At 70.2% G+C, this 23,177-nt stretch carries 21 protein-coding genes; 9 read left to right on the top strand and 12 right to left on the bottom strand.

Features of this window, described 5'->3' with window-relative positions:
* Positions 1–303 precede the first annotated feature (303 nt).
* The 4 genes from OG210_RS08440 to OG210_RS08425 form a co-directional block, all read right to left on the bottom strand.
* A complete protein-coding gene (locus OG210_RS08440; protein ID WP_328330914.1) occupies positions 304–1,350 on the bottom strand; it encodes a class I SAM-dependent methyltransferase in 1,047 nt (348 codons plus the stop codon).
* Positions 1,351–1,479: 129 nt separating this feature from the next.
* Positions 1,480–2,700 (bottom strand): MFS transporter, encoded by a 1,221-nt coding sequence (locus OG210_RS08435; RefSeq protein ID WP_328330916.1) that lies wholly within the window; start codon positions 2,698–2,700, stop codon positions 1,480–1,482.
* 293 nt (positions 2,701–2,993) lie between these two features.
* The gene (locus tag OG210_RS08430; protein ID WP_371535603.1) at positions 2,994–4,139 is read right to left on the bottom strand and encodes a cytochrome P450; all 1,146 of its coding nucleotides are present in this window, start codon (positions 4,137–4,139) and stop codon (positions 2,994–2,996) included.
* Between the two features lie 180 nt (positions 4,140–4,319).
* The gene (locus OG210_RS08425; RefSeq protein ID WP_328330920.1) at positions 4,320–4,949 is read right to left on the bottom strand and encodes a sigma-70 family RNA polymerase sigma factor; all 630 of its coding nucleotides are present in this window, start codon (positions 4,947–4,949) and stop codon (positions 4,320–4,322) included.
* Between the two features lie 509 nt (positions 4,950–5,458).
* On the opposite strand from OG210_RS08425, the gene OG210_RS08420 reads away from it, so the two are divergent.
* The 7 genes from OG210_RS08420 to OG210_RS08390 all read left to right on the top strand — a co-directional run bounded on the left by OG210_RS08420 (position 5,459) and on the right by OG210_RS08390 (position 11,409).
* Positions 5,459–5,641 (top strand): CopG family transcriptional regulator, encoded by a 183-nt coding sequence (locus tag OG210_RS08420; RefSeq protein WP_328330922.1) that lies wholly within the window; start codon positions 5,459–5,461, stop codon positions 5,639–5,641.
* A 1-nt stretch (position 5,642) separates the two neighbouring features.
* Positions 5,643–5,987, top strand: a complete 345-nt coding sequence (locus tag OG210_RS08415; protein WP_328330925.1) for a VOC family protein — start codon at positions 5,643–5,645, stop codon at positions 5,985–5,987.
* Between the two features lie 428 nt (positions 5,988–6,415).
* The gene (locus OG210_RS08410) at positions 6,416–7,882 is read left to right on the top strand and encodes an MFS transporter (protein WP_328330927.1); all 1,467 of its coding nucleotides are present in this window, start codon (positions 6,416–6,418) and stop codon (positions 7,880–7,882) included.
* Between the two features lie 128 nt (positions 7,883–8,010).
* Complete coding sequence (locus tag OG210_RS08405) at positions 8,011–8,634, top strand: response regulator transcription factor (protein WP_328330929.1); 624 nt, start codon at positions 8,011–8,013, stop codon at positions 8,632–8,634.
* 139 nt (positions 8,635–8,773) lie between these two features.
* The gene (locus OG210_RS08400) at positions 8,774–9,571 is read left to right on the top strand and encodes an FAD-binding oxidoreductase (RefSeq protein WP_328330931.1); all 798 of its coding nucleotides are present in this window, start codon (positions 8,774–8,776) and stop codon (positions 9,569–9,571) included.
* A gap of 145 nt (positions 9,572–9,716) precedes the next feature.
* Positions 9,717–10,487 (top strand): O-methyltransferase, encoded by a 771-nt coding sequence (locus OG210_RS08395; protein ID WP_328330933.1) that lies wholly within the window; start codon positions 9,717–9,719, stop codon positions 10,485–10,487.
* Positions 10,488–10,527: 40 nt separating this feature from the next.
* Positions 10,528–11,409: a class I SAM-dependent methyltransferase gene (locus tag OG210_RS08390; protein ID WP_371535599.1), complete on the top strand. Its 882-nt coding sequence runs from the start codon at positions 10,528–10,530 to the stop codon at positions 11,407–11,409.
* Positions 11,410–11,667: 258 nt separating this feature from the next.
* Here OG210_RS08390 and OG210_RS08385 read toward each other — a convergent pair whose 3' ends face one another.
* From OG210_RS08385 to OG210_RS08350, 8 genes are all read right to left on the bottom strand, one after another.
* Complete coding sequence (locus OG210_RS08385) at positions 11,668–12,132, bottom strand: VOC family protein (RefSeq protein WP_328330937.1); 465 nt, start codon at positions 12,130–12,132, stop codon at positions 11,668–11,670.
* A 54-nt stretch (positions 12,133–12,186) separates the two neighbouring features.
* Entirely contained in the window at positions 12,187–13,254 is a 1,068-nt protein-coding gene (locus tag OG210_RS08380) for a histidinol-phosphate transaminase (protein WP_371535596.1), read from the bottom strand.
* 46 nt (positions 13,255–13,300) lie between these two features.
* Positions 13,301–13,696: a cupin domain-containing protein gene (locus tag OG210_RS08375; RefSeq protein WP_328330942.1), complete on the bottom strand. Its 396-nt coding sequence runs from the start codon at positions 13,694–13,696 to the stop codon at positions 13,301–13,303.
* Positions 13,693–14,682: a class I SAM-dependent methyltransferase gene (locus OG210_RS08370; protein ID WP_328330944.1), complete on the bottom strand. Its 990-nt coding sequence runs from the start codon at positions 14,680–14,682 to the stop codon at positions 13,693–13,695. The genes OG210_RS08375 and OG210_RS08370 overlap by 4 nt, the downstream gene beginning before the upstream one ends.
* Before the next feature lie 187 nt (positions 14,683–14,869).
* Complete coding sequence (locus tag OG210_RS08365) at positions 14,870–15,988, bottom strand: FAD-dependent oxidoreductase (protein WP_328330946.1); 1,119 nt, start codon at positions 15,986–15,988, stop codon at positions 14,870–14,872.
* Entirely contained in the window at positions 15,981–16,940 is a 960-nt protein-coding gene (locus OG210_RS08360) for a hypothetical protein (RefSeq protein WP_328330948.1), read from the bottom strand. The genes OG210_RS08365 and OG210_RS08360 overlap by 8 nt, the downstream gene beginning before the upstream one ends.
* 260 nt (positions 16,941–17,200) lie before the next feature.
* Complete coding sequence (locus OG210_RS08355; RefSeq protein WP_328330950.1) at positions 17,201–18,349, bottom strand: FAD-binding oxidoreductase; 1,149 nt, start codon at positions 18,347–18,349, stop codon at positions 17,201–17,203.
* Positions 18,350–18,410: 61 nt separating this feature from the next.
* A complete protein-coding gene (locus OG210_RS08350) occupies positions 18,411–20,138 on the bottom strand; it encodes a transposase (RefSeq protein WP_328330951.1) in 1,728 nt (575 codons plus the stop codon).
* Positions 20,139–21,114: 976 nt separating this feature from the next.
* On the opposite strand from OG210_RS08350, the gene OG210_RS08345 reads away from it, so the two are divergent.
* Both OG210_RS08345 and OG210_RS08340 read left to right on the top strand, forming a co-directional pair.
* Positions 21,115–22,317: a 3-deoxy-7-phosphoheptulonate synthase gene (locus OG210_RS08345; protein ID WP_371535590.1), complete on the top strand. Its 1,203-nt coding sequence runs from the start codon at positions 21,115–21,117 to the stop codon at positions 22,315–22,317.
* A gap of 74 nt (positions 22,318–22,391) precedes the next feature.
* Entirely contained in the window at positions 22,392–23,162 is a 771-nt protein-coding gene (locus tag OG210_RS08340) for a 2,3-dihydro-2,3-dihydroxybenzoate dehydrogenase (RefSeq protein ID WP_328330953.1), read from the top strand.
* Positions 23,163–23,177: the final 15 nt, after the last annotated feature.

Genomic DNA, 23,177 nt, shown 5'->3' with positions numbered 1-23,177 from the left:
CGACGGGTCGCTGGGAAGATTCCCCACTTGGACAGCAGGGCGCCGGCGTCCGTCCTGGTTCTCCGTTCTCTCCGTTCTCTCGTTCTCTCTATGGTTTCCCTGTTTCTCCGGCCGGCAACCGGTCGCCAACTGTGCTACGCATAAACGCAACTGACCGTATGCCGTCGTCCGACGGTGATTTCGCCGTGCCATTTTCCGGCAGGGCGGGATGAATTCCCACGGCCGACCGGGAAATACCCTCCCCACGACATGTCTCCGGCCCGGTCTCCGTACGTGTGGAGACCGGGCCGGAGACATGTCGTATCACCGGGGTTTGCGACCCGACTGGACGTTGAGACCGCCACCGGCGGCCAGCCGTACGGGCTTGGCGGGCCGCAGGCCCGCGGCGCGCTGCCAGGAGGCCATCTGCGACGGCGACCAGGTGCCGGACTCGCTGGCCAGCGCGAAGTAGAAGTCCCGCAGTGCGGGCAGCTGCTGGGTCCTTCCCCCTCCGCTGGCGGCGGGGAACTCGGCCATGGTGTAGACCCCGTTGGGGCGCAGTGCTCGGGCCACCTTGGCGGCGAGTTCGCGGTTCTGTTCGTCGCTGAAGTGGTGCGCGACGCCGATGATCACCACCGCGTCGTAGCACTCCTCGCCGAAATCGTCGGTCAGCGCGTTGCCCGCCTGGTGGCGTACCCGGTCGCCCATCCCCTCCTCGGCCAGCAGCGGCGCGGCGTGCCGCACCGCGTCGGGCAGGTCGAAGACGACGGCGCTGAGCGACGGGTGGCGGCGGCACAGCGCGACCGAGTAGGCCCCGTGCGAACCACCGATGTCGAGCATGTCGGTGGCCCCTTCGGGGACCGGAATGGCCTTGGCCACCAGGTCGGTCTGACCGGTGGTCAGGCACTTCATGCCGCGCTGGTAGGAGTCCCACACGTCATCGCTCATACCGGTATGGAAGTCCAGCGGCTTCCCGCTGCGCAGGTACTCGTCGGCCCGCTGCATCAGCCCCAGCTCGTAGAACTGCAGCAGAAGCTTGTCGTTCACCGCGTGCGGGCTCGTGGTGACCAGCCACTTGCGGGACAACGGGCTCAGCTCGTACTGATCGCCCCTGGCGCGCAGATATCCGGACGCCGCCAGCGCGGGCAGTAGCTTCGCGGTGCTGTCGGGGTGCGTACCGCAGCCGGCCGCGATCTTCTCGGCGGTGGCGGGGCCGTCGGCCAGTGCGTCGAACAGGCCGACCTTGACGGCCGCCATGATGACGTGGACGTACGTGCCCGCTACCTGGGTGTCGAGGACGGGCCGCGCGATCAAATTGAACTTGATGAGCAGCCATTCAAGTGGATTGCTTGCCATTAAGCCGAATCGCATGGGCCGAGCATAACGTGGGGTGCCCGGCCGGGTAACTCTTCCGGGTCGGTGAATTTCCGTTCTGCGCAGGGTTGTTCGCGCTATCCCATTCATTTCCGCCGTGCATTTCCGCGCGGCACGGGGAGGCCCTTATTCGGCCACCGGGCTGCGCGACGCCAGCCAGAGGACGGTGCCCGCGCCGAGCACGCCGAAGGCGGCGATGACGAGCCCCGGACGGGCGTGGGACCCCAGCGCCCCCGACACCGCGATGACCACGCCCTGCACCGTCATCAGCCCACTCGTCTGTACGGTGAACAGCCGCCCGCGCAGGGCCGGTTCGCTTTCCCTGAGGATCAGTGGGTCGATGCCCTGGTTGCAGGCGAACCCGGCGCCGGAGAGCAGCAGAAGAGCCCCGGCCAGGGGGAGGGGCGGGTCGAACGCGAAGACGATCAGGGGGAGTTGGGAGAGCAGTACCAGGGGGAGGACCAGCCGGCCGCGGGTCTCCGGGCGTCGCCGGGCCACGAGCAGTTCGCCGAGTACCGTGCCGGCCGCGTAGCCGGTGAAGAGGACGCCGGCCGTGGTGACCGCCGCGTGTGCCTGGGCGGTGTAGGCGACGGCGAGCCCGTCGCCCACCGCGGAGAAGCCGGGGACGGCCCAGGTCAGCAGGATGAGGCGGCGCAGTGGCGGGTGGCCGTACAGATGGCGCAGCCCGTCGGCGGAGGCGCGGACGACGGTACGCAGGGTGCGTTCGCCGTCGGGGTCGGCGGCCGGGGTGGCCCGGGTGCCCCAGCCGATGAGCGCGGCGGACAGCAGGAAGCTGGCCGCGTCGCCTGCCAGCAGCCACAGCGGGCCGACAGCGGCGACCAGGACGCTGCCGAGGGCGAAGCCGGAGACCACAGCGGTCTGGCTGATGGTGCGCAGCAGCGAACGGCCGACCGGGAAGAGGTCGGCGTCGAGCAGCTGGGAGAGGCTGGCCGCGCGGGCTCCCTGGAAGAGCGGGGCGACGAACCCGGTGACGAGGAGGAGCCCGAGCAGTGCGAGGACCGGCAGACCCGGGACGAGCATGGCGGCGATACAGGCGGCGCTCAGCAGATCGCAGCAGACCAGCAGGCGGCGGGGCGGGAACCGGTCGGCCAGGGAGGACAGCAGGGTGCCGGCGACCGCGTAGGGCAGGAAGGAGCAGACCAGCACCAGCGCGGAGAGGAACGCGGAGCCGGTGCGCTGGAAGATCAGGATGGACAGGGCGACTTCGGCGGCCAGGGTGCCGGCCATGGACACCGCGTGGGCGGTGAGCACGACGGGCATGCCGGGGACGCGCAGCACCGCGCTCATTCCGGTGGCGCTTCGGGTGGGCGGTAGCGTCCGGGCCACGTGTCTGCCCCTTGTGATGGGTCCATGGGGTACCTCGTGGGGCCCCGTCAGCCGGGCCCCACGAGGTGTTCCCCGGTTGTGCTCGGGGGTGTTGCTCGGTGCTGGTGTCCGGTGCGCCGGGGGGTGCCCGGTCGCGATCCGTACGGGGCCGGCATCGGGGCCGTCCCCTCACCAGTGGGTTCAGTGGGCGTGACGCATGATGGTCTCCTCTCTGTGCGGGCGGCAGGGACATCGCCGCGGGACCTGCTCGGAGGAAGAGGGCCCGTGACGAGACTCGGGGTGGCGGCCGGGAATCAGAGCACGACGTGGAGCTCGAACATCCCGTGCTCGGTGACGTTGGGCCGGGGGCGCGGCTCGGCGAGGAGGCGCGCGCCGGGGTAGCGGTGTCCGATGGTGCCGAACACGGTCCGGGCGATCACGGTGGCCACCTGGGCGCCGAGGCAGGCGTGCGGTCCGCGGCCGAAGGAGAGGTGGCGGTTGGGGGCGCGGTCCCAGTGCACCGCGTCCGGGTCGTCGAACGTCCTCGGGTCACGGTTGGCGGCACCGAGGAACATGGAAACGATCTGGCCCTTGCGGATCTCCTGGCCGCCGAGCACGGTGTCCTCGACGCAGGCGCGGCTCTCGACGTGCACGGGGCCGGCGTACCGGACGAGTTCGTTGACGGCGAGGTCGGTGTCGACCGGTCCGCGCTGTTCCAGCGGCAGGCGCAGCAGCGCGTGCAGTCCGGTGGTGAGGAAGCGGCTCGCGGTCTGGAAGCCGGCCTGGAGTACGACGCGCAGCGAGTTGTGCAGCACGTTCCGTTCGACGCCGACCTCCTTGGCGCGGCGCACCACGTGGGCGGTGAACCCCTCGGGCAGCGGCGCGTCGATCCAGGTGCCGACCAGCGCGGAGAGTTCGGCACGTGCGGCCACCCCGGGCTCGTAGCACTCGGGCCGCAGGCTGGAGTCCATGCTGTCGACGATGGTGTGCGAGCGGGGGACGAACCAGGACGGGTCGACGTCCGGGACGCCGAGCAGCCCGGTGACGGCGTACAGGGTGAGCGGTTCGGCGATCTTGGTGACGAAGTCGAAGCCGGCGGCGCCCTCGGCCTCGGCGAGGAGCTCGTCGAGCCTGGCGCGGGTGCGCTGTTCGACTCCGTCGAGGCCCGCGGTCCTGAACCCCTCCAGCATCAGGTGCCTGATACGGGTGTGCTCGGGCGGGTCGAGGGTCTGGAGGCTGAGCAGGGAGGGCGGGGTGTCCACCCCCACCCGGCGCCAGTCCTGGCAGAACCGGTCGACGTCGCGCAGCGCGGTGAACGCCTCGTCGTAGCCGGTGATGAGCCAGGCTTCGATGTCCGGGCTCCACAGCACCGGCGAACGTCCGTACCATTCGCGGTAGATGGGGTGAGGGTTCAGCAGCGCGCTCGGTTCGAGCAAGCTCCAGATGGTGGCGTCGGCCATGTGTCTGACTCCCTTCCCGCGTCGCTCCCCGCAGCAGCCCGCTCGTGGTGGCGCCGCGTTCTTGCTTGAACAGAGGGGCGGGAGTGCCGCTGGATACATGAGGGGCGGATTTTTTTCTTGGACCGGCCCGGACAGGACCGGCTGTCCGGCGGTCCGGTGGTTCGCCCGGGTTGAAAGGTCCTAATCGGGATCCGCCTGCGCTTTCAACGTGGCGCGGATGCTCGCCAGAATGCGGCTGCGCGTCGGTCCGATGGAGCCGCGGGCCATCCCGGACGCCGCGGCGATGGCGTCGTAACTGAGCGGGGGCTCCGCGAAGAGCAGCCCCAGCAGCACCTTGTGTTCGTCCGGCAGGCTCCGGACGGCGGCCCGCAGCCGGGCACTGTCCACCCGGGCGAGGGCCTGCTCCTCCGGGGAGGCGGAGGTCAGCGCGGCGGCCACGGTCAGTTCGGCCGGGTCCGACACGCTCAGGGTGCGGCGGCTCTGCCGGGAGTGCTGGATGGCCTCGCGCTTGGCCACGGTCACCAGCCAGGAGGCCACCCGGCCGGGCTGCTTGAGGCTGCCGATGTGCTCGACCAGGCGCTGCCAGGTGAACTGGCAGACGTCCTCGGAGTCCGCGTGGCTGAGCCCGTGCGAGCGCGCCACGGTCCACACCACCGGGCTGCAGAGGCGGACGAGGCGCTCCCACGCGGCGGCGTCGCGTGCGCGGCAACGGCCCACCAGTGCGTCGAAGTCCGTCGTGCCGCGCTGCTCCGGAAGCCCTGCGCCGCCGCTTTCCACGTGCTCGGCCTGACCAGTCCTGCCGCCTCCCATGGAAGCCTCCTTTTGGCCTGTGGGCCGGAAGTCGGTTCAGCTGAGTGCTCTCGAATGCGCCTGTCAACGACGGTTGTTGGGGGGATGCTCCGTACGCCTGTCGCGCGCACCGATGCACGACGGCGGCGCCGCACCGGTACGCGGGGCGGCCCGGGTCGAGTGACGTGGGAAGGAGTCGAGGCCGGCACGGCGGAGCTCGCGGCAGCCCGGGGTGCGGGTGCCCCGCGGGTGCCAATGGGCCTGTGCCGACGGGACATTGGACCACGCGGACTCCGCGGCGGCAGGAGAAGCGCGGCTCCGCGGCCGACGGCAGCCAGCCCCGGAGTCTTCCCTGCCTTTGCGGCGATTTCAACAGGGCTCTGCGCGGATGTGCGGATGTGCGATGTGGGGATGTGCGGATGTGCGGTGCCGGCGAGTGAGGCGCCCCCGGCCGTCGGAGCTCTGACCGCGACCCCGTATCCCCGTACGCGATGGTTGGCAACCTGCACCCTGGCTGCTAGATTGCTAGCATGACTGCTGAGGAGGTTAGGCAGTTCAACGTCTACCTGCCGGTGGAGCTCATCCGGCAGGTGAAGCATCACGCCATCGACCGCGAACTGTCATTGTCGGCGCTGGTTGCCGAGGCGCTGCGTGCTCATCTCGCGCGCCAGGGGCAGAATCAAGACGGAACCGTTTCGCGAGAGGAGTTCTGATATGACGACCCGGGGTGTCGAAGGCGTCTACGTTGAGACCCACAGCTGGGGCAAGACGGCCAAGTTCCTGGAGTCGTTGGGCTACAAGGTCGAGTTCGCGACCGAGCACGGCTCCGGGATGCTCAAGAACGACGACGGGCCGTACTTCGTCGTCGGTGAGATCCCCGAGGACCGCAAGCCGCAGACGCAGCTCATCCTCCGCGTCGAGGACGCGGAGACCTTCAAGCCCGACCCGATCGTCGAGGTGGTCTCCCCGTTCGAGGAGACCCACTACGGCACGCAGCGGATGGTCGTGCGCGACCCGGACGGGCGCGAGTGGACCATCGAGGCGCCGCTCAAGAGCTGAGCGGTCCGCCGCGAGGCGGGAGCGCCCGCCGGCCGCCGACTCCTGGTGGTATCCCCCGACGTGCGGAGTGCTCCCGTCTCGTCGAACGCCCCCGATTCCTTTTGAGGTCGGGGGCGTTCTCTTTTTCCGGCCCGTGAAAAAGGTTGAAACGGTAACGGCTCCGGAAAACGCGCCGCGAACCTGGTGTACCGGCACGGTGCCCCCTTGGTCGCACTTATGCGTGGCGGAAAGTTTTCGAACGGGGTGGCGAATTGCTGAAACGGCTGGAACGGCGGCAAGTGGCCCGCTAGAAATGGCCGACTGCCGACCTTCTGTTGCGTGGCGCCTCTTGTGCGAGGATGCTAGCAATCTAGAGTAGTAGTGGTTCAGAGTCACGCAGTAGTCACGTAGTCACGTATGTAGTCACCGAACGAGATGCGGGGTTATCGATGGTCAGCGAAAAGATCTCGACCAGGGCGGCGGACGCCTCAGCGCCGTCCCCACCGCCGCGGCGCGGTCTCGGCATGTTCGTCGTGATGATCGGCGTGCTCATCTCCGCGGTCGACGGCACGATCGTGGTGCTCGCGCTGCCGGCGATCGAAGAGGACCTGAACATCACGCTGGCGGCCGTCACCTGGGTGGTCGTGGGCTATCTGCTCGTGGTCACCGTGCTCTCCACACAGCTGGGCCGGTTCGGTGACATGTTCGGCCGGGTGCGCATGTACAAAGCCGGCTTCCTGGTGTTCACCATCGGCTCGGTGCTCTGCGCGCTGGCCTGGAACGCGCCGAGTCTCATCGGCTTCCGGCTCCTCCAGGGCGTCGGCGCCGCACTGATCGCGGCCAACAGCGGCGCGATCATCTCGGAGCTCTATCCGCCGCAGGAACGAGGCCGCGCCTACGGCTTCAACGCCTTCGGGTTCTCGTTCGGCTCGGTCCTCGGTGTGCTGCTCGGCGGCGTCGTGGTGACCTATGTGTCGTGGCAGTGGATCTTCTGGATCAACGTGCCGATCGGTGTCCTCGCGCTGGTGCTGGCGCAGCGGGTGCTGCGCGACCACGGCGAGCGGCAGCGCAGGAAGTTCGACTTCGCCGGCATGATCACGCTGGGCCTGGGCCTCTTCGGGGTGCTCTGGGCGATGACCGGCCTGGCATCCGGCCCGCTCGACGGGACCCTGATCGGGTATCTGGTCGGCGGCATCGTGCTCCTGATCGCCTTCGTCTTCGTCGAGCTGAAGCAGAAGGAGCCGACGCTCGACCTGTCGCTGTTCCGCATCCCGACGATGGCGCCATCGCTGCTGGCCTCGCTGCTCCAGGGCGTCGGCAGCTTCGCCGTGCTCTTCCTGGTCATCATGTACCTCCAGGGCACGCGCGGGATGGATCCGATCGACGCCTCGCTGCTGCTGGTCCCGGGCTATGTGGTCGGCGCGGTGGTGGGGCCCTACTCCGGGCGGCTCACCGACAAGCTCGGGTCGGTCATCCCGGCGACCATCGGGCTCGGTATCTCGGTCGTCGCGATGGGGATCTTCGCCCAGATGACCGCGACGAGCAGCCTGTGGCTGGCCGCCATCGGCAACCTCGTGATCATGATCGGGGGCAGCTTCTTCTTCCCGGCCAACAGCACCGCCGTGATGCGGGCGGCGCCGCCCGACCGGCTGGGCATCGCCTCCGGTGTGCTGCGCACCTTCTCCAGCATCGGCATGGTCTTCTCCTTCACCACGGCCATGCTCGTCGCCTCGCACTCCATCCCCCGGAACATGGCGTTCGCCATCTTCGTCGGCACCAGCAAGCTGGACGGCCGGCTGGCGGTGGCCTTCGCCGAGGGACTGAAGGCGGCCTTCTACACCATGATGGGGATCATGATCCTCGCGGCGATCCTCTCGGCCCTCCGCGGCACGGGCCGCAACAAGAGCCGGGTGTAGCGGAACCTGTTGCGCCGCCGGGGACCGCCTCCCGGTCCCGAGTGCCGGGCCTCGCGCGTTCCCCGGCGGCGGGCAGCAAGGCAACTGTCGACCGACAAGTTCGCGGGAGAATGGTGATCAGGACAGCGATGTTGAATTCACCTGGCGTCACGCGTAATCCACCTGACGTCAAACGCACCACCGTGCTGCTCGCAGGTGACCACCCGATCTACCGATCCGGGTTGCGCATGCTGCTCGACGAGGTGGAGTCCTTCCACGTCGTCGGTGAGTCCGGAACAGGTTCGGACGCGGTGGCCATGGCGCACACCCTGCGCCCCCAGGTCGTAGTGATGGACATCGTCCAGCCGGGCCAGAGCATCGCCGAGGTGATCACCCCGATCACCGGCTGCTGCCCGGAGACAGCCGTACTCATCATCAGTCCGCTCGACGAACGGGAGGCTCTGCTCTCCGCGATGCGCGCCGGGGCCCGCGGCTATCTGCTCAACGGCGCCCGCTGGCAGGACCTGGTGCTGGGCGTGGAGATGGTGCGCGCGGGCGGGCTGGTCTTCGATTCCTGCGCCTCCGAGTGGGTACTGGAACACCTCAGCCGGCCGCTGTCGTCCGGAGCGCGCTACCCCGGGCCGGAGAGCGGCCGGTACGACATGCCCCGGCTGGTCCGGCAGTCCGGTCCGGCCGGGCCGGCGGAATCCCGGCTTCCCGGCGTACGCCGCCCATCCGTGCGAGTCGGGGCCCAGCCCGGTACCCGGCTCTGACGGACGGAACGGGAACGCGGAGCGGAGATCCGGGTGTCCGACTGGGCGGAATCCCCGGTCGGACACGCGTACGCGGCCGGCGGCCTGCACGGTAGCGTTGCCAGCACTTTCTCGTCGCACTTCACGAAGGAGCACGGCGATGAACCAGCGTTCCCACGCGTTACGGGTGGCCGACGTGATCGTCGAGACGGAGGACACCCGCTCGTTGGTGTTCGACGTCCCCGACGACCTCGCGGAGGAATTCCAGTACCGGCCGGGGCAGTTCCTCACCGTGCACATCCCCGATGCCGAGCACGGATCCGTTCCCCGCTGCTATTCGCTGTCGAGTTCCCCGCACACCGCGGATCCCTTGATGGTGACGGTGAAGCGGACGCCGGCCGGCCGCGGCTCCGACTGGCTGCTGGGCAGCGTGCGGGTCGGCAGCGTGGTGCAGGTCCAGCCGCCGGCGGGCCGGTTCACCCCCGCGTCGCTCGACGGCGACTTCCTCTTCCTGGCCGCCGGGAGCGGCATCACCCCGGTGATGTCGATCATCAAGTCGGCGCTGGCCGCCGGTTCGGGCCGGCTCACCCTGATCTACGCCAACCGCGACGAGCGTTCGGTGATCTTCGGGGAGCAGCTGGCCGGCCTGGCCGCCGCCCACCCGGACCGGTTCACCGTCCGGCACTGGCTGGAGTCCCGGCAGGGGCTGCCGGACGCGGCCGGGCTGCGGGTCCCGGCCGCACCGTGCCGCGACCGCGACGCGTTCGTGTGCGGCCCGGAGCCGTTCGTGGCCGGTGCGGTCGACGCCCTGGCCGCGCTGGGGGTTCCGCCCGAGCGGATGCACCTGGAACAATTCCGACCGCCGAACCGCACCGCGTTCCCGGAGCCGTCGACCGGCGGAGATCCCTCGGCGCGTACCTCACGGAGCGTCAGAAGCCTGCAGATGATGCTGCCTTGACGCCGGAAGCCGTCCACCGGAGCGGTGCGGACTCCTGCGGACCTCGCGCGGTGACGCCGGGCCGCCGGCACGGCGGGCGGCGACGTCCCGCACCGCCGCTGAACGGCATTTACCTCTATGAGCGGACCCGGATCGGAGATCGGTGATGGCGAAACGGCTGCGCATGCTGCTGCGGATGGGGAACCTGACCCGGACGGGCCAGGTCGGTGACGGCCGGGAGGAGGCGCTCGCCGACTACGTGCTCTCGCACGCGGTCCCCGGGGACGTCGACGACGCGATCCGGCTGATCGACGAGTACGCCTACAAGCAGGCCTCGCTGATCAACGTCGGGGACGAGAAGGGGCTGCTGCTCGACGCCGCGGTGCGGCGGGTCAAGCCCCGGCTGCTGCTGGAGCTCGGTACGTACTGCGGGTACAGCGCGCTGCGGATGGCCCGGGTGATGCCGCCGGATGCCCGGCTCTGCTCGATCGAGTTCAGCGCCGCGAACGCCTCGGTTGCCCAACGCATCTGGAAACACGCCGGGTTGGGCGACCGGGTCAGCGTGCTGCACGGCACGCTCGGGGACGAGGGCCGCACCATCGAGCGCCTCACCGCCGAGCACGGCTTCGGCCCGGGCCGGCTGGACTTCGTCTTCGTCGACCACATCGCCCCGGCCTACCTGCCGGACCTGCAGCGCATCCTCGACCAGCGGTGGCTGCACCCGGGCTCGATGGTGCTGGCCGACAACATGAAGGTGCCGGGCGCCCCGCGCTACCGCGCGTATCTGCGCGAGCGGGAGGGCACGGAGTGGCGCACCCGCGAGCGCCACACCCACGTCGAATACCAGTCGTGGGTCAAGGACCTGGTGCTGGAGTCGGAGTACCTGCCGTCCGAGGTGGCCGCCGCGTCCGGCGGCACCGGCCCCACGCCGGCGTGATGAAGGACGGGCTGCCGGCCGGAGCCGGGAGCCCGCGACCATGAGGCCCCTGAGGCCCAACGGAAAGGAACCATCTGTGACGGCGACGGCGGACAAGACCGCGATTCGGACCGCGTTGTGGCGGGCTCTGCACGTCCAGGCCGACCCCGGGCCGCATGTGTTCGACGACGAACTCGGTGCACAGCTGGTGGCCCCGGGCGACGACTGGCGGTCCCGGCCGGACATGGATCCGGTACGCAGCGCCCGGGCACGGGCGTCCATCGTGGCCCGGGCCCGGTTCACCGAGGACCTGGTAGTCGAGCAGGCCGGCCGGGGCACCGACCAGTACGTCATCCTCGGCGCCGGACTCGACACCTTCGCGCAGCGGCGGCCGTCGGGCTCGGAGGGAGTACGGGTCTTCGAGGTGGACCAGCCGGAGACGCAGGCCTGGAAGCGGGCGCGGCTGAACGAGCTGGGCTACGGGATCCCCGAGGGGCTGAGCATGGTCCCCGTCGACTTCGAGGCGGACGACGACTGGTGGCAGCGCCTGACCGAGGACGGCTTCGACCCCGGCCGGCCGGCGGTGCTGGCCTGCTCCGGCGTCACCATGTACCTCAGCAGGGACGCGGTCGCCGCCACACTCCGCAAGGCCGCGGCCCTCGCCGAGGGCTCCGCCGTGGCCATGACGTTCATGCAGCCGGCCGACATGGTCGACCCGGAGGAGCGGGGCGCACGGGAAGGGGTGGAGCGCGCCGCGCGCGCCGACGGGACGCCGTTCCGCAGCTTCTTCGGTCCGGAGGACATCCTGGCGATGGCCAAGGAAGCCGGGTTCCGGGACGCCGAGCATGTCTCCGCGGGCGATCTCGCCGAGCGCTACTTCGCCGGCCGGGCCGACGGCCTCCGGCCCTCGACCATCGAGGAACTGCTGCTCGCCACCACCTGAACCGCACGGCCGCCGGAGCGCCGGGTGCCGGTGCGCCGGCGGCTGCGGGCGTGATGTGAGACGTAACGGGAACCAGCCTGCGTGCCCTGTCGGACGGACAGGACACGCAGGCTGTTTTCGTGGGGCGCCGGGCCTGCCCGGCGCGCATACGGCTCCGGACCACCGGGTGCGCAGACAACTCCGGGCCTGCCGCAGGTGCGTGGCAGGCCCGGAGTCCGAGGGGGTGTCAGAGGAGTGCGGTACCGGATGGGCGGGGTATCAGCTCTTGCCCTGGACGTACGCGTTCGCGCGGCGCTCGAACTCCTCCGGGCTCACGTCCTCGATACGGGTGGCGAGCGTCCAGCGGTGGCCGAACGGGTCGAGGACCTGCCCGGTCCGCTCGCCGAAGAAGTGGTTCTCGATCGGGCGCTTCTCCTCCGCGCCGGCCTGCACGGCCTGGGCGAAGGCGGCGTCCACGTCCGCCACGAACAGGTACAGGGTGACCGGCGTGCCGCCGAGGACCCTGGGGCCGGGCAGACCGGCCTCGGGGGACTCGTCGGACAGCATCACGACGGTGCCGCCGATCTGGATCTGCGCGTGCGGCACCTTCCCGTTGGGCGCGGTGTACCGCTGCAGCTCCTTCGCCCCGAAAGCCCGGGTGTAGAAGGCGATCGCCTCGTCCGCGTCGGCCACGGACAGGTACACAGTCAGTTCGGCGTAGCCGTCCGGAATCGGCTTGACCACGGTTGACCTCCAAAGATGCATCGGATGCGGGGCGCGGCTAGTGCTGCGGCAGCACTACCGCGCGCCCGCGGTGATCTGGTCGAGCGCGTCGAGGAACGTCCGCAGCTCCTCCTCGGTGCCGAGTGAGACCCGTAGATGACCGGGGAAGCCGAACATGCCGGTGTCGCGCACGAGGATGCCGTGGTCCCTGGCAAGGATGTCCTGGGCCTTGCCGGAGGCGGCGACAGCGACAGCCACGAAGTTGGTGACCGAGGGCAGGTACCGGTACCCGCGGCGGTCGAGCTCGGCGCAGAACCAGCGGCGCCGCTCCTCGCTCTCCTGCCGGACACGGCCCAGGAACTCCTGGTCCGCGAGGGCCGCCACCGCCGCGGCCTGCGCGGCACGGTTCACGCTGAACGGCAGTACGGTCAGCGTCCGGCGCACCTCGGCGATCAGCTCGGCGGGACCGAGCGCATAGCCGATCCGCAGGGCCGCGAGACCGTAGGCCTTGGAGAAGGTACGCAGTGCGAGTACCGGGGTGCCGTCCCGTAGCCGGCTCCTGGCCTGCGGCTGGTCCGTGGGCCCGAACTCGTGGTACGCCTCGTCGAAAACCAGCGGGGTGCCGCTGCCGCGCGCCGCGGCGACCAGCGTGTCGAGCGCAGGCCCCGGCAGCGCGGTGCCGCACGGGTTGTGCGGGTTGCACACATAGCCGATGCCGCATTCGGGGAGCCGCTCCGCGAACGCGGCGGCGTCGGTACGGGGGCCGTCGAGCGGTACCTGGACGGCGCCCCGGCCGATGCGCTCCAGCGCCGCCAGATAGCCGGGGAAGGTACCGGCGGTGACGAGACCGGGGCGCTCCAGGTCGCCGAGGGTGAGCGCGGTCGCCAGCACCAGCTCGTCGCTGCCGTTGGCCACCGCGATCTGCTCCTCGGGCAGCTCCCAGTACCGGCTGAGGCGCTGGACGAGCCCCTCGCGCTCCGGCGACGGGTAGCGGTTGATCCGGTCGAGTTCCCCGGTCACCGCCACGACCGCGGCCGGGCTCGCGCCGAACGGACTCTCACTGAGGTGCAACCGCACCATCGAATCCGCCGACGGCACACTGGTGTTGTAGGTCTGGGCCGCTTGTCGGACCGGAGCACTCATGGACGGACACTCCCGTCCTGGCGGCGCGGCGGCCGGTCTGGGCAACTCACAGGTGATCTCCCACCAGGATCCCGAAGCAGTAACTCCCCACCACAGCCTCCTGGGTGAGGAAGCAGTGCTCGCTGCCGGCCGGTATCCGCATCACCGCCGGTGAGACCAGCGTGTGGCGCACACCGTCGAGCTGGACCTCGATACGGGCCTGGCCCGGCTCGGGCGAGACCAGGAAGTAGAGCTCGTCCACGTCATGGGTGTGCGGAGCGGCGACGGGCTTGCCCACGAGCTTGCTGAGCTCGCCGCCGGCGAGCTGCACCGGCAGCCCGCCGAACATGTCCGCGGTGACGTAGAAGGGCGCGGGCTGGTGGTGCCCGGCGACCGCGAGCGGGATGGGCAGCGCGGTGATGATCTCCGCTTCCGCCACGGTCGCCGGCTCCTGCACCGTCACGACGCCTCCAGGACGAACAGGTAGGTGTGCGGAGCGCCGAACGGCACCGTGCGGCGCAGCCGCATCCCGCCCCGCTGGAAGAGCTGCTCGTACTCCTCACGGGTGTAGATGGGCACGCCCATCAGCGCGTGGGCGAGTTCGAAACCGCTGGAGAAGACCGGCAGCCGGGAGTCCTCGCCCTCGCTGCGCGGCCGGATCGTGGTGTCGGCCAGCAGGAAGGTGTGCGCCTGCGGGAAGGACTTGCGCAGCCGGGGGATGACCTCTTCGCGGCGCTTCGGATCGGCCAGCAGGTCGTGCAGGAACATGAAGCTCATCACGATGTCGGCGGCGCCGCTGCCCTCGACCTCGTGCTCCTTGAAGAGGATGTCGAGTACGTCCGCGCAGACCGGCTGCACGGTGCCGTCCAGGCCGTACTTGGCGACTGTCCCGTGTGCCAGCTCGGTGGCGGGCCGGCTGATGTCGATGCCGATACCGCGGCTGCCGGGCCGGTTCTTGACCAGCCGGGAGACCCGCTCGCTGACGCCCGCGCCCAGGTCGACCATGGTGCGGAAGTCGATGCCTGCGATCTCCTCGTCGAGGATGTGGCGCATCAGCGCGGTGTCCGCCTGGGCGGAGCCGAGCGCGACCATGCCCTCGTCGCGCTGCAGATCGACGCCGAACCGGCGGTCGCCGCGGGCGAGCGGCGCCGCGTTGGCGAAGACGTCGTGGTAACCGCCGACGCCCCAGGTGAAGAAGCCCAGGGCCCGGGCGATGTCCTCGCTGACGGTGGTCGCCTGGACCCGGTCACCGTGGACATCGAGGTACCCGAACGATCCCGCGGCCTGGACGAGCGCCCGGAAGACGGCGCTGTCCAGTGCGTTCTTCTCGCAGAACGCGGAAATGTCGAGCGTCTGCTCTGCTGCCAACTGCTGGAAGACTCCGAGCTGTTCCAGCCCGTGCACCACGTGCGCGCAGATGTATCCGTTGAACGCGGTGTCCGGATTCAACGGGGTCAGCGCCTGGCCTTGCCATTCCGCAGGGAGTGCGTATGCCGACGACAATTCACACCTCTCAGATCTCACCGCGGATACCGGTACACCGGCGGGGGGCGGTGCCGATGACCGCCCCCGCCGGCACCGTCCCGCGGCTGGGGGAGTGGCGGGCAGCGTGGGCCGCCCGCCACGGGGAACGTGCTCAGGCCGGCATCTGCGCCAGGTTGGTGGCGAGGGAGAAGGGGGTCAGGTCGACCTCCGGCTTGACGCCGCGGTGCAGGTCGCGGACGATCCGGCCGGCGGTCGGCGCGTGGGCCAGACCGTGACCGGTGAAGCCCGCCGCGAAGAGGAGCCGCTCGTGCTCGCCCTCGCCCCGGCCCATCAGCGCCGACTTCGTCGGGGTGACGTCCAGCGTCCCGGTCCAGGCGCTGTGCAGCTTGGCGCCCGCCGCCTTGGGGTACCACTTCGGCAGCTCATCGACGGCCGCCTCGAACCACAGGTCCCGCAGCCCCTTCTGCTTGGAGATGCGCTCCAGGCCGACCAGGAAGCCCTTGCCCCGGCCCATCGTCTTCAGGCCGGAGACGGGGTGGAAGGTGAAGGGGGTGTCGACCTCCTCGTCGGAGATCGGGTCGGTGTAGAGCAGCTCGGCGAACTGGCCCCAGACCGGCAGCTCCATGCCGGCGAGCTTGGCGACGTCGCCGCCCCACGGCCCGGCCGCGATGACGATCGCGTCCGCCGTGAACTCCCCTGCTGTGGTGGTCACTTCACCGGTGCGGGCATTGATGCCGGTCACCTCGGTACCGGAAAGCAGCCGGGCGCCGAGCTTCGTCGCCGCGTCCGCGTACCCCTTGACCATCGCTTCCGGCTTGATGCGGTAGCACTCCGGGGACCAGACCGCCGCCTCGATGGTGCTCGCGTCCAGCCAGGGGTTGTACTCGACGGCCTGGGCGGGGGTGAGCAGCTGGACGTCGGCGCCCACCTCGCGGTGGGCCGGCAGCAGCGCCTCGATCTCGGCCGTCTGCTCGGGGCTGGTCAGGATTGTGAGCAGCCCGAGCTTCTTCATCCCGAGGTCGGTGTTCATCGTCGCAGCGAACGAGTTGAAGTCGGGCAGGCTGCGGACGGCCAGTTCGGTGTCGTGCGGCTTCTTGGGGAAGTAGGTGCGGAACGCCCGCGCGGTCTGCGACGTGGTGGCCGTGCCGAACTGGTCCTTCTCCAGCAGGAGCACGTCGATGCCGGCCTTGGCGCAGTGGTAGGCGATGGACACGCCGATCACGCCGCCGCCTATGATCAGCAGTTCGGTGGAGTTCTTCCGGTCAGGCATGCGCACTCCTCGTGATGGTCGGACGGAACGTCCAGGTGTCGCCCCCCAGTTCCCACGGGAACAGCTGCAGGTTCCAGGCACCGAGGGCGTTGGTGTAGGTGGCCATGTGGGAGAGCAGCGCGATGAAGTCCTCCTTGGAGACGGCCTCCTCGATGACGGCGACCACCTCCTGGGTGAGGTCCCACAGCGTGTTCAGCCCGCAGTAGCCGAGGAATTCGGTGGGCTTGACGAGCAGGATCCTGGCCATCTCGACCAGTGCGGAGAGCGGTGCATCGGTCAGCCGGGCGGCCCGCACCAGTCCGGTGTGGGACACATAAGCCAGCGGCCTGGTCTCCCCGTTGATGCAGACGAGCGAGGTCAGTACCGAGCCCTTGGTCCCGGCCCCGCTGTCGAAGCGGCCCTCGTGCGCGGCGATCAGTTCGTCGGGCGGCTCGATCATCACCCGCTCGGTCTCCGCGGCGATCCGCTCGATCAGATCGCGCGCCCGGGCGGACTCCGCCGGCATGCGCTGTACGCCGTGGCCGGCCTCGCCGCCCACCCGCCGCACCTGCGCGAGGATCGGGGCGCCGTTGCCGTGCACGGCGTCCCAGACCATCTGGCCGATCTTCGGCAGCGCGTCGACGTCCTCCGGGACGACGGAACCGATCGGCGCGGTGGGCATGGGTTCCGTCAGGTCGCCGTACTTGATGGTGAGGTGCTGCACCGCGGAACAGAACACGGTGCCGTCGGGCTGGATCTTGCGGTCGACCTTGTAGTCCGGCACGGCGTGCAGGAGGTCGTGCGCCGGCGGAACGTGATAGATGCAGTCACCGGCCACGAGTGCGTGCCCCTGCAGCGTCCGGTACGGAAGCGACGCCCAGAGCGGCTCGACGATCTGGGAGTTGCGGCCTTCGTCGAGAGTGATGCGCACCCTGGCGCCGATCGACTGCCAGGCGATCTCAATTTGGCGCATTATTCCTACCCCGTTCTCCTCGTTCCTCCAATTAAGTGCATGCGTTCAATAGATTTGGAGGATCGGTCGGATAGTGACGATGGGACGTTAGCAGCGGCCGGAACAGCTCGGTAGGGAAAACCGTCCCGGACCCCGAAGAGCTGCTGACTTTGTCACGTCGATATCCCGGCGATAAATTCGGTGTTTGTCAGTCTGCCCGGGCCCCGCTGCGCCTTTGTCGGTATTTCGGGGCCCGACCTGACACAGGCGGGACCGGATTTTTACGCCGCCCCGCTCGCCGCCCCGCCCGCCGCCCCGCTCGGAGCCGGCGCGGACGGCGTGAGCGCGAACGGTGTGAGGTCGGCACCGGGGGAGCGGCCGAGGTACAGATCCCGGATGATCCGGCCGGTGGCGGGCGCCTGGCCGAGATCCTGGCCGGTGTACCCGGCCGCGACGAAGATCCGCTCGTGCGCGCCGCCCGCTCTGCCGATGCACGCCGTCCTGGCCGGGGTGACGTCCACCGTCCCGGTCCACATGGTGTGCAGCCCGGTGTCCTTGAGCTTCGGATACCGCCTGGCCAGCTCATCGGCGGCCTCCTGGAACCACACGTCCCGCAGGTCCTGCCGCCGGGAGATGCGCTCCAGGCCGACCACGAAGGACCGGCCGGCGCCCAGCGTCTTCAGCCCGGACGCCGGGTGCACGGTGAAGGGCGCGTCGAGTTCCCCTTCAGTGAGGACCGGGTCGGTGCGGTACAGCTCGGCGGACTGCGCCCACAGCGGGAGTTCGAGCCCGGCCGAGGCCGCGAGTTCGCCGCTGCCGGCCTCGGCCGCGAGGACGACGGTCTCCGCCGCGAACTCGCCGAGGGTGGTGGTGACGCGGCCGCTCTTCGCGTCCAGCCCGGTCACCGTATGACCGGCCAGCAGCCGGGCGCCGTGTTCCCGCGCGCCTGCGGCATAGCCCCGCGTCACCTTGTCCACGTCGAGGAGATAGGACTGCGGGCACCAGATCGCGGACTCGGCGCCGGCCGGGTCCAGCCAGGGGTTGTACGCGCGGGCCCGGTCCGGGGTCAGCTGTTCCAGTTCCACGCCTGCGGCGCGCTGGGCCGCCAACTCCCGCTCCAGCTCGGCGGCTTCCTGCCGGCCGGTCGGCACCACCAGCCACCCGACGTCCGAGAGCACCAGGTCGGCGCCGCCGGCCGGGGCGAACGCACGGTAGTCCGCGAGGCTGCGCACCGTCAGCTCGGAGTTGTGGACCTTCCCCGGCTGGTACGTGCGTACCGGGCGGGTGGCCGGTCCTGCGGCGGCCTCGGCCGCGTCCGGTCCGAGCAGGATGACATCGATGTCCGCCCGTGCGCAGTGATAGGCGATCGAAAGCGCCGTCACTCCGCCGCCGACGATGAGCATGTCGGTGGTGTTCCGCTGGCCAGGCATATGCGACCCCTGTCGAATGAGAATTTCCCCGGGTAGGGGAGTTGCACAAGGTTGTATTGAGTTACGCAAGGTCGGACCGGTAATCGGTCCTGGCCAGCAAACGCACGAGATTCGCAATGGAGGCGAGCGTGACGTGCCGGTGCCAGCCCGGAAAGGACCGGCCGCTGAAATCCCAGATTCCGACGTGCTGGGAAACCGATTCCAGATCCCGGTCCACCCGGCGTACGAGCCTGGAAAGTTTCAGTACGGTCGCGGCCGACACCGTCGTCAATGTCGTCAGCCACAGTTCCTCGCACACGTTCTCCCCCACCGGGCTGACCGCGATCAGCCGCAGTGGCGCCTCCGCACCCGGGTGGGGGTGTGCGGGCCACTGGACGCCGACGGTGGTGATCAAGTGGCCCTTCTCGACCGCGGGATCGGGGCCGTCGACCGGCCGGCGGCGGAACCTGGCCACCTCCACGATCCGGCGCGCGGTGAGCGGCCCGTGCGTGCGGTGCCCGGCCAGCGCCGGGTCGTTGATCTGCAACGGCATGGCCGCCGGGATCCGTACGAGCAGGGGCACTTCCGCGACGTGCAGCGGCTGGAGGATCTGTACGTGTTCCATGTCGCGCCCGTCGAGCACCACCGGCCGGTCGGGGCCCCCGGTGCGGGCCAGGACGTGCAGCAGGGCGCGGGCCGTGCACTCGCCGAGCGACTCGGCGCTGATGTCGTCGGGCATCCCCGCCCGCGCGCGCCGGTGCGCGTCCTCGACCCAGTCCTTGGGCACTTGCAGGCGCCAGCTCACCGGGGTGCTGGCCGTCTCGGACACCGCGAGGACGCCCACCGCCTGCTGGCCGTTGACGGCCTTTCCCCGGGTCGGGCAGAACCGCCGGCTCACCGCCACCGCCTGCTGGCCCGCCTTGGGGATGAGCACCGGGCGGATCACCCAGGCCTCCGGCTCCATGGTCCGCGCCACGTACCGGGTGAGTGCGGTGCGGACGGGTTCCCAGTTCCAGGTGGAGTCGCTGATGAAGTGGTGCAGCCGCTGGTCGATCCCCGGGCCGTCGACGGAGGCCGCGATGTTCCGGATGCTCTTCCGGCCGGGCGTGCCCAGCAGCCCCCGCAGGTACTGACGGGCCCTCAGCCGCTGGTCGCGCCGGGTGAGCGTGGCGAACAACTCGTCACAGACCCGGTCGAGGAGGATCTCCGTCGCGTCGGACGGGCCGCTGTGCCCCAGCAGGGGTGTCGGGTCGCCCAGGGCTCGCGGTGCCGGTACCGACGGGGCGGGCAGCGCAGCGGCCGGGCTCTCCGGTCCGGTGCCGTAGGGGACTTCGGGTACCTCCCGCAGGCCCCGGCGCAGCCGGTTCAGTACGTCGACGACGGTGCACGGCTCCAGTTCGAATTCCTGCGCCACCTGGTGGACCGGCGTGGAGAGCCGCGAGACCGGTGCCTTCCCGGGGAGTTCGGTGTACCGCGGCGGCGCCGCCGGGCGGGGGCGTTGCAGCGGGACCAGATTGGTCGGCTGCGGGTCGGGGACGTCCAGGAGGCCGCGGAGCGCCCGTACCGTCCTCGGGTCGAGTCCGGTCACCGAGGCGATCGTGGGATCCGGCCAGTGCGGGCGCGAGTTGAGGATCCGGGTGGCCGCGGCGGTGCGGTCGTCGAAGGAGAGGGGCATACCGTGCCGGGCGTTGGACGACACCGCGGCGACGAACGCGTCCTCCTCGTCCCCGTCGAAGAAGACCACCTCGATCGACTGGTCACCGCGCAGTTCCGCGGCTTTCAGCCGGTGCATTCCGTCCAGGATCCGCATGGTCTTGCGGTGTACGAAGATGGGCGGGAGTTTGACCGGTGAAAGAGCGAGCGTGGTGACGTATTCCTTGTTCTCTCCGCGCGCTCTGAGGTTTTCCCCGTGCCGCAGAATACGAATGGGAATCGTGCAGGTCTGCAGGGTCGTTGGCTGCTCGGGTGGTGAAAGGGCCTCACCCGTGCTGTCGACTTGAGTGACCGCAGCTTGTTCCCAGCGCATCGGTGTCCCCTCATCCAGTAAATCCATTTCGGTGTACCTGGAGAAAACGTAATGGTGGGGTGGCCGGCCGGTGCGCCGCACACCCGGCGCGCGAGGGAACTCCGGCACGCAGTAACGGATTTCGAGAGATTCCCCCGGCGGATCCCCGGCTCATGCTGAATAGGCTGATCTTGTCGTCAGGCTATACAAGCCTTCGATGGACAACAAGTGTGTGAGTTGATCACCGCGTCAAGCGCGCTGATGGATTTCTTCTCCCCAGTTGGACGGGGTACCGGAATACCCAGTCGGACGGGAGATGCTGAAATCACGGAATGTGTGGCGTCGGTCGGTCGCCGTTCCGGACGCTACGTCGGCCGGGCCCAGCCCGCAACCAGGTCTTACGGCGGCCCGGGCACCTTGACAGAATTCCCGGAACGGCGATAGAGGCTGCCCGGCACCCTCCCCGGATTCCCTGCCGGGTCACCCCGCGGCCGTAGCCCGCGGCCGACCTGATGTGGAAGCACCTCACCTGACACAGTTCCCCGAGCGCCATTGGCCCCGCCGCGTACGGGCCATAAGACTGAGGCGCAGTCAGCCGGCCACTCGATCGACAGAGCTCGACCGGGCGGCTCCGCGGACGAGGGTGGATTTCGCCGGGGCCCCATGCCCCCCGTCCCCATCAGACCGTGTGCACCTCCCGCCGCCGGGTGGCCGTGCGCGGGCCACATGTCAGCTGCCCGCGCGCAGCCGGACATCCGTCGAGCAAGTCCGGGAGATCACCGTGCTCACTCGTTCATCACCCAAGGACGCACCGGCCGCCGCCGCACGCGACCTGGAGCTGGGTCCGGCGAGGCAGCAGCCCCAGTGGCCCGACGCGGCACTCGTCCGGCGGGTCCGCGGCCAGCTCGCCACCCTCCCGGGCCTGCTCGAAGCCGAGCAGGTGCTCGCGCTGCGCACCCGGCTCGCCGCCGTCGCCACCGGTGCGGCCCAGGTGGTGCAGGCGGGCGACTGCGCGGAGGACCCCGCCGACTGCACCCCCGCCGACATCGCCCGCAAGTCCGGGCTGCTGGAACTGCTCGCGGGCCGGATGGAGGAGAACACCGGCCGGCCGGTGCTGCGGGCCGGCCGGCTGGCCGGCCAGTTCGCCAAGCCCCGTTCCGCACGGACCGAACGGGTCGGCGACCTCGAACTCCCGCCGTACCACGGGCACATGGTGAACGGACCCGAACCCACCCCGGAGCGCCGGCGCCCCGATCCGACCCGGATCCTCTCCGGCTACCGGCTCGCCGACGCCGTCATGCGCTACCTGGGCTGGGCCGACCGGGGCGCGCACCCGCACCCCGGGACCGAGGTGTGGACCAGCCACGAGGCCCTGCTGCTCGACTACGAACTGCCGATGGTGCGCCGCTCGGCGTCGGGCCGGGCGTGGCTGTCGTCCACGCACTGGCCGTGGATCGGCGAGCGCACCCGGCAGGTCGACGGGGCCCATGTCGCGCTGCTCGCGCAGGTCGTCAACCCGGTGGCCTGCAAGGTCGGCCCCACCATGACGACCGGTGAGCTGCTGGCCCTGTGCGAACGGCTCGACCCGAGCCGGGAGCCGGGACGGCTCACCCTGATCACCCGGATGGGAGCCGACGAGATCAGTGGCCGGCTGCCCGCCCTCGTCGCGGCGGTGCGGGCCGCGGGGCACCCGGTGATCTGGCTGTGCGACCCGATGCACGGCAACACCTTCGCCACCCCGGACGGGTTCAAGACCCGGCTCCTGCACCGGATCGTGCAGGAGGTGACCTGCTTCCAGGACGCGGTCGGTGACGGCGGCGGCGTCGCCGGTGGACTCCACCTGGAGACCACCCCGGACGACGTCACGGAGTGCGCCCGGACCTGGGAGGACGTCCCGCACGTCGGGGACAAGTACACCAGCCTCTGCGATCCGCGCCTCAACCCGGACCAGGCCGTCGAGGTGGTCGCGGCGTGGCGGGCGTGACCACCGGCCGGCTCCCGACGGGCCGGCACCGAACGGAACTTCCTCGTGCACACCCAGCAATGGAGGTCTGAACCATGGAGGACGCAATTGCCCTGGTCACCGGGGCAGCGGGCGGGATCGGCGCCGCTGTCGTCCGCGCGCTGGGCCGGCGCGGCGTACGGGTGGCCGCGGTGGACCGGGACGCCGGACGGCTGAACGAGGTGGTGGGGAAGATGGTCGCCGACGGCCTGTCCGTCGAGGCGTTCCCCGCCGACGTCACCCGCGCCGCCGAGGTGGAAGAACTGGTGGACGGCGTGGAGAGCGCGCTGGGACCGGTGGATCAGCTGGTCAACGCCGCCGGTGTGCTGCGCCTGAGCCCGGTGCGCCGGCAGGCCGACGATGACTGGGCCGCCACCTTCGCGGTCAACACCACCGGAGTGATGCAGGTGTCGCGCGCGGTGGTCAACCGCATGGTGCCCCGCTCCCGGGGTGCGATCGTCACCGTTGCGTCCAACGCGGCCGGCACGCCCCGTATGGACATGGCGGCCTACGCCGCGTCGAAGGCCGCCGCGACGATGTTCACCAAGTGCCTGGCCCTGGAGGTCGCCGGCCACGGCATCCGCTGCAACGTCGTCGCCCCCGGCTCCACCGACACCGCGATGCTCCGGTCCATGTGGCACGACGAGACCGGCCCGCAGGCGACGATCGACGGCCGTCCCGACACGTACAAGGTGGGCATCCCGCTGGGCAAGCTGGCCCGGCCCGCGGACATCGCGGACGCCGTGGTCTTCCTGCTCTCCGAACAGGCCGGGCACATCACCATGCACGACCTGACCGTCGACGGCGGCGCCACCTTGGGCGTGTGAGGAACCTTGGGCGTG

Source organism: Streptomyces sp. NBC_00466 (assembly GCF_041433995.1).
Taxonomy (GTDB): domain Bacteria; phylum Actinomycetota; class Actinomycetes; order Streptomycetales; family Streptomycetaceae; genus Streptomyces.
The sequence above is the reverse complement of the archived record's forward strand: the minus strand, read 5'-3'. Positions and strand labels throughout refer to the sequence as shown.

What these genes read in the sequence shown, in the direction of transcription:
- OG210_RS08420 (WP_328330922.1), top strand. Translation starts at nt 5,459, where the DNA reads ATGACTGCTGAGGAGGTTAGGCAGTTCAACGTCTACCTGCCGGTGGAG.
- OG210_RS08430 (WP_371535603.1), bottom strand. Translation starts at nt 4,139, where the DNA reads ATGGCCGACGCCACCATCTGGAGCTTGCTCGAACCGAGCGCGCTGCTG.
- OG210_RS08365 (WP_328330946.1), bottom strand. Translation starts at nt 15,988, where the DNA reads ATGCCTGACCGGAAGAACTCCACCGAACTGCTGATCATAGGCGGCGGC.
- OG210_RS08400 (WP_328330931.1), top strand. Translation starts at nt 8,774, where the DNA reads ATGAACCAGCGTTCCCACGCGTTACGGGTGGCCGACGTGATCGTCGAG.
- OG210_RS08390 (WP_371535599.1), top strand. Translation starts at nt 10,528, where the DNA reads ATGAGGCCCCTGAGGCCCAACGGAAAGGAACCATCTGTGACGGCGACG.
- OG210_RS08395 (WP_328330933.1), top strand. Translation starts at nt 9,717, where the DNA reads ATGGCGAAACGGCTGCGCATGCTGCTGCGGATGGGGAACCTGACCCGG.
- OG210_RS08410 (WP_328330927.1), top strand. Translation starts at nt 6,416, where the DNA reads ATGGTCAGCGAAAAGATCTCGACCAGGGCGGCGGACGCCTCAGCGCCG.
- OG210_RS08340 (WP_328330953.1), top strand. Translation starts at nt 22,392, where the DNA reads ATGGAGGACGCAATTGCCCTGGTCACCGGGGCAGCGGGCGGGATCGGC.
- OG210_RS08440 (WP_328330914.1), bottom strand. Translation starts at nt 1,350, where the DNA reads ATGCGATTCGGCTTAATGGCAAGCAATCCACTTGAATGGCTGCTCATC.
- OG210_RS08405 (WP_328330929.1), top strand. Translation starts at nt 8,011, where the DNA reads ATGTTGAATTCACCTGGCGTCACGCGTAATCCACCTGACGTCAAACGC.
- OG210_RS08415 (WP_328330925.1), top strand. Translation starts at nt 5,643, where the DNA reads ATGACGACCCGGGGTGTCGAAGGCGTCTACGTTGAGACCCACAGCTGG.
- OG210_RS08350 (WP_328330951.1), bottom strand. Translation starts at nt 20,138, where the DNA reads ATGCGGATCCTGGACGGAATGCACCGGCTGAAAGCCGCGGAACTGCGC.
- OG210_RS08380 (WP_371535596.1), bottom strand. Translation starts at nt 13,254, where the DNA reads ATGAGTGCTCCGGTCCGACAAGCGGCCCAGACCTACAACACCAGTGTG.
- OG210_RS08425 (WP_328330920.1), bottom strand. Translation starts at nt 4,949, where the DNA reads ATGGGAGGCGGCAGGACTGGTCAGGCCGAGCACGTGGAAAGCGGCGGC.
- OG210_RS08355 (WP_328330950.1), bottom strand. Translation starts at nt 18,349, where the DNA reads ATGCCTGGCCAGCGGAACACCACCGACATGCTCATCGTCGGCGGCGGA.
- OG210_RS08360 (WP_328330948.1), bottom strand. Translation starts at nt 16,940, where the DNA reads ATGCGCCAAATTGAGATCGCCTGGCAGTCGATCGGCGCCAGGGTGCGC.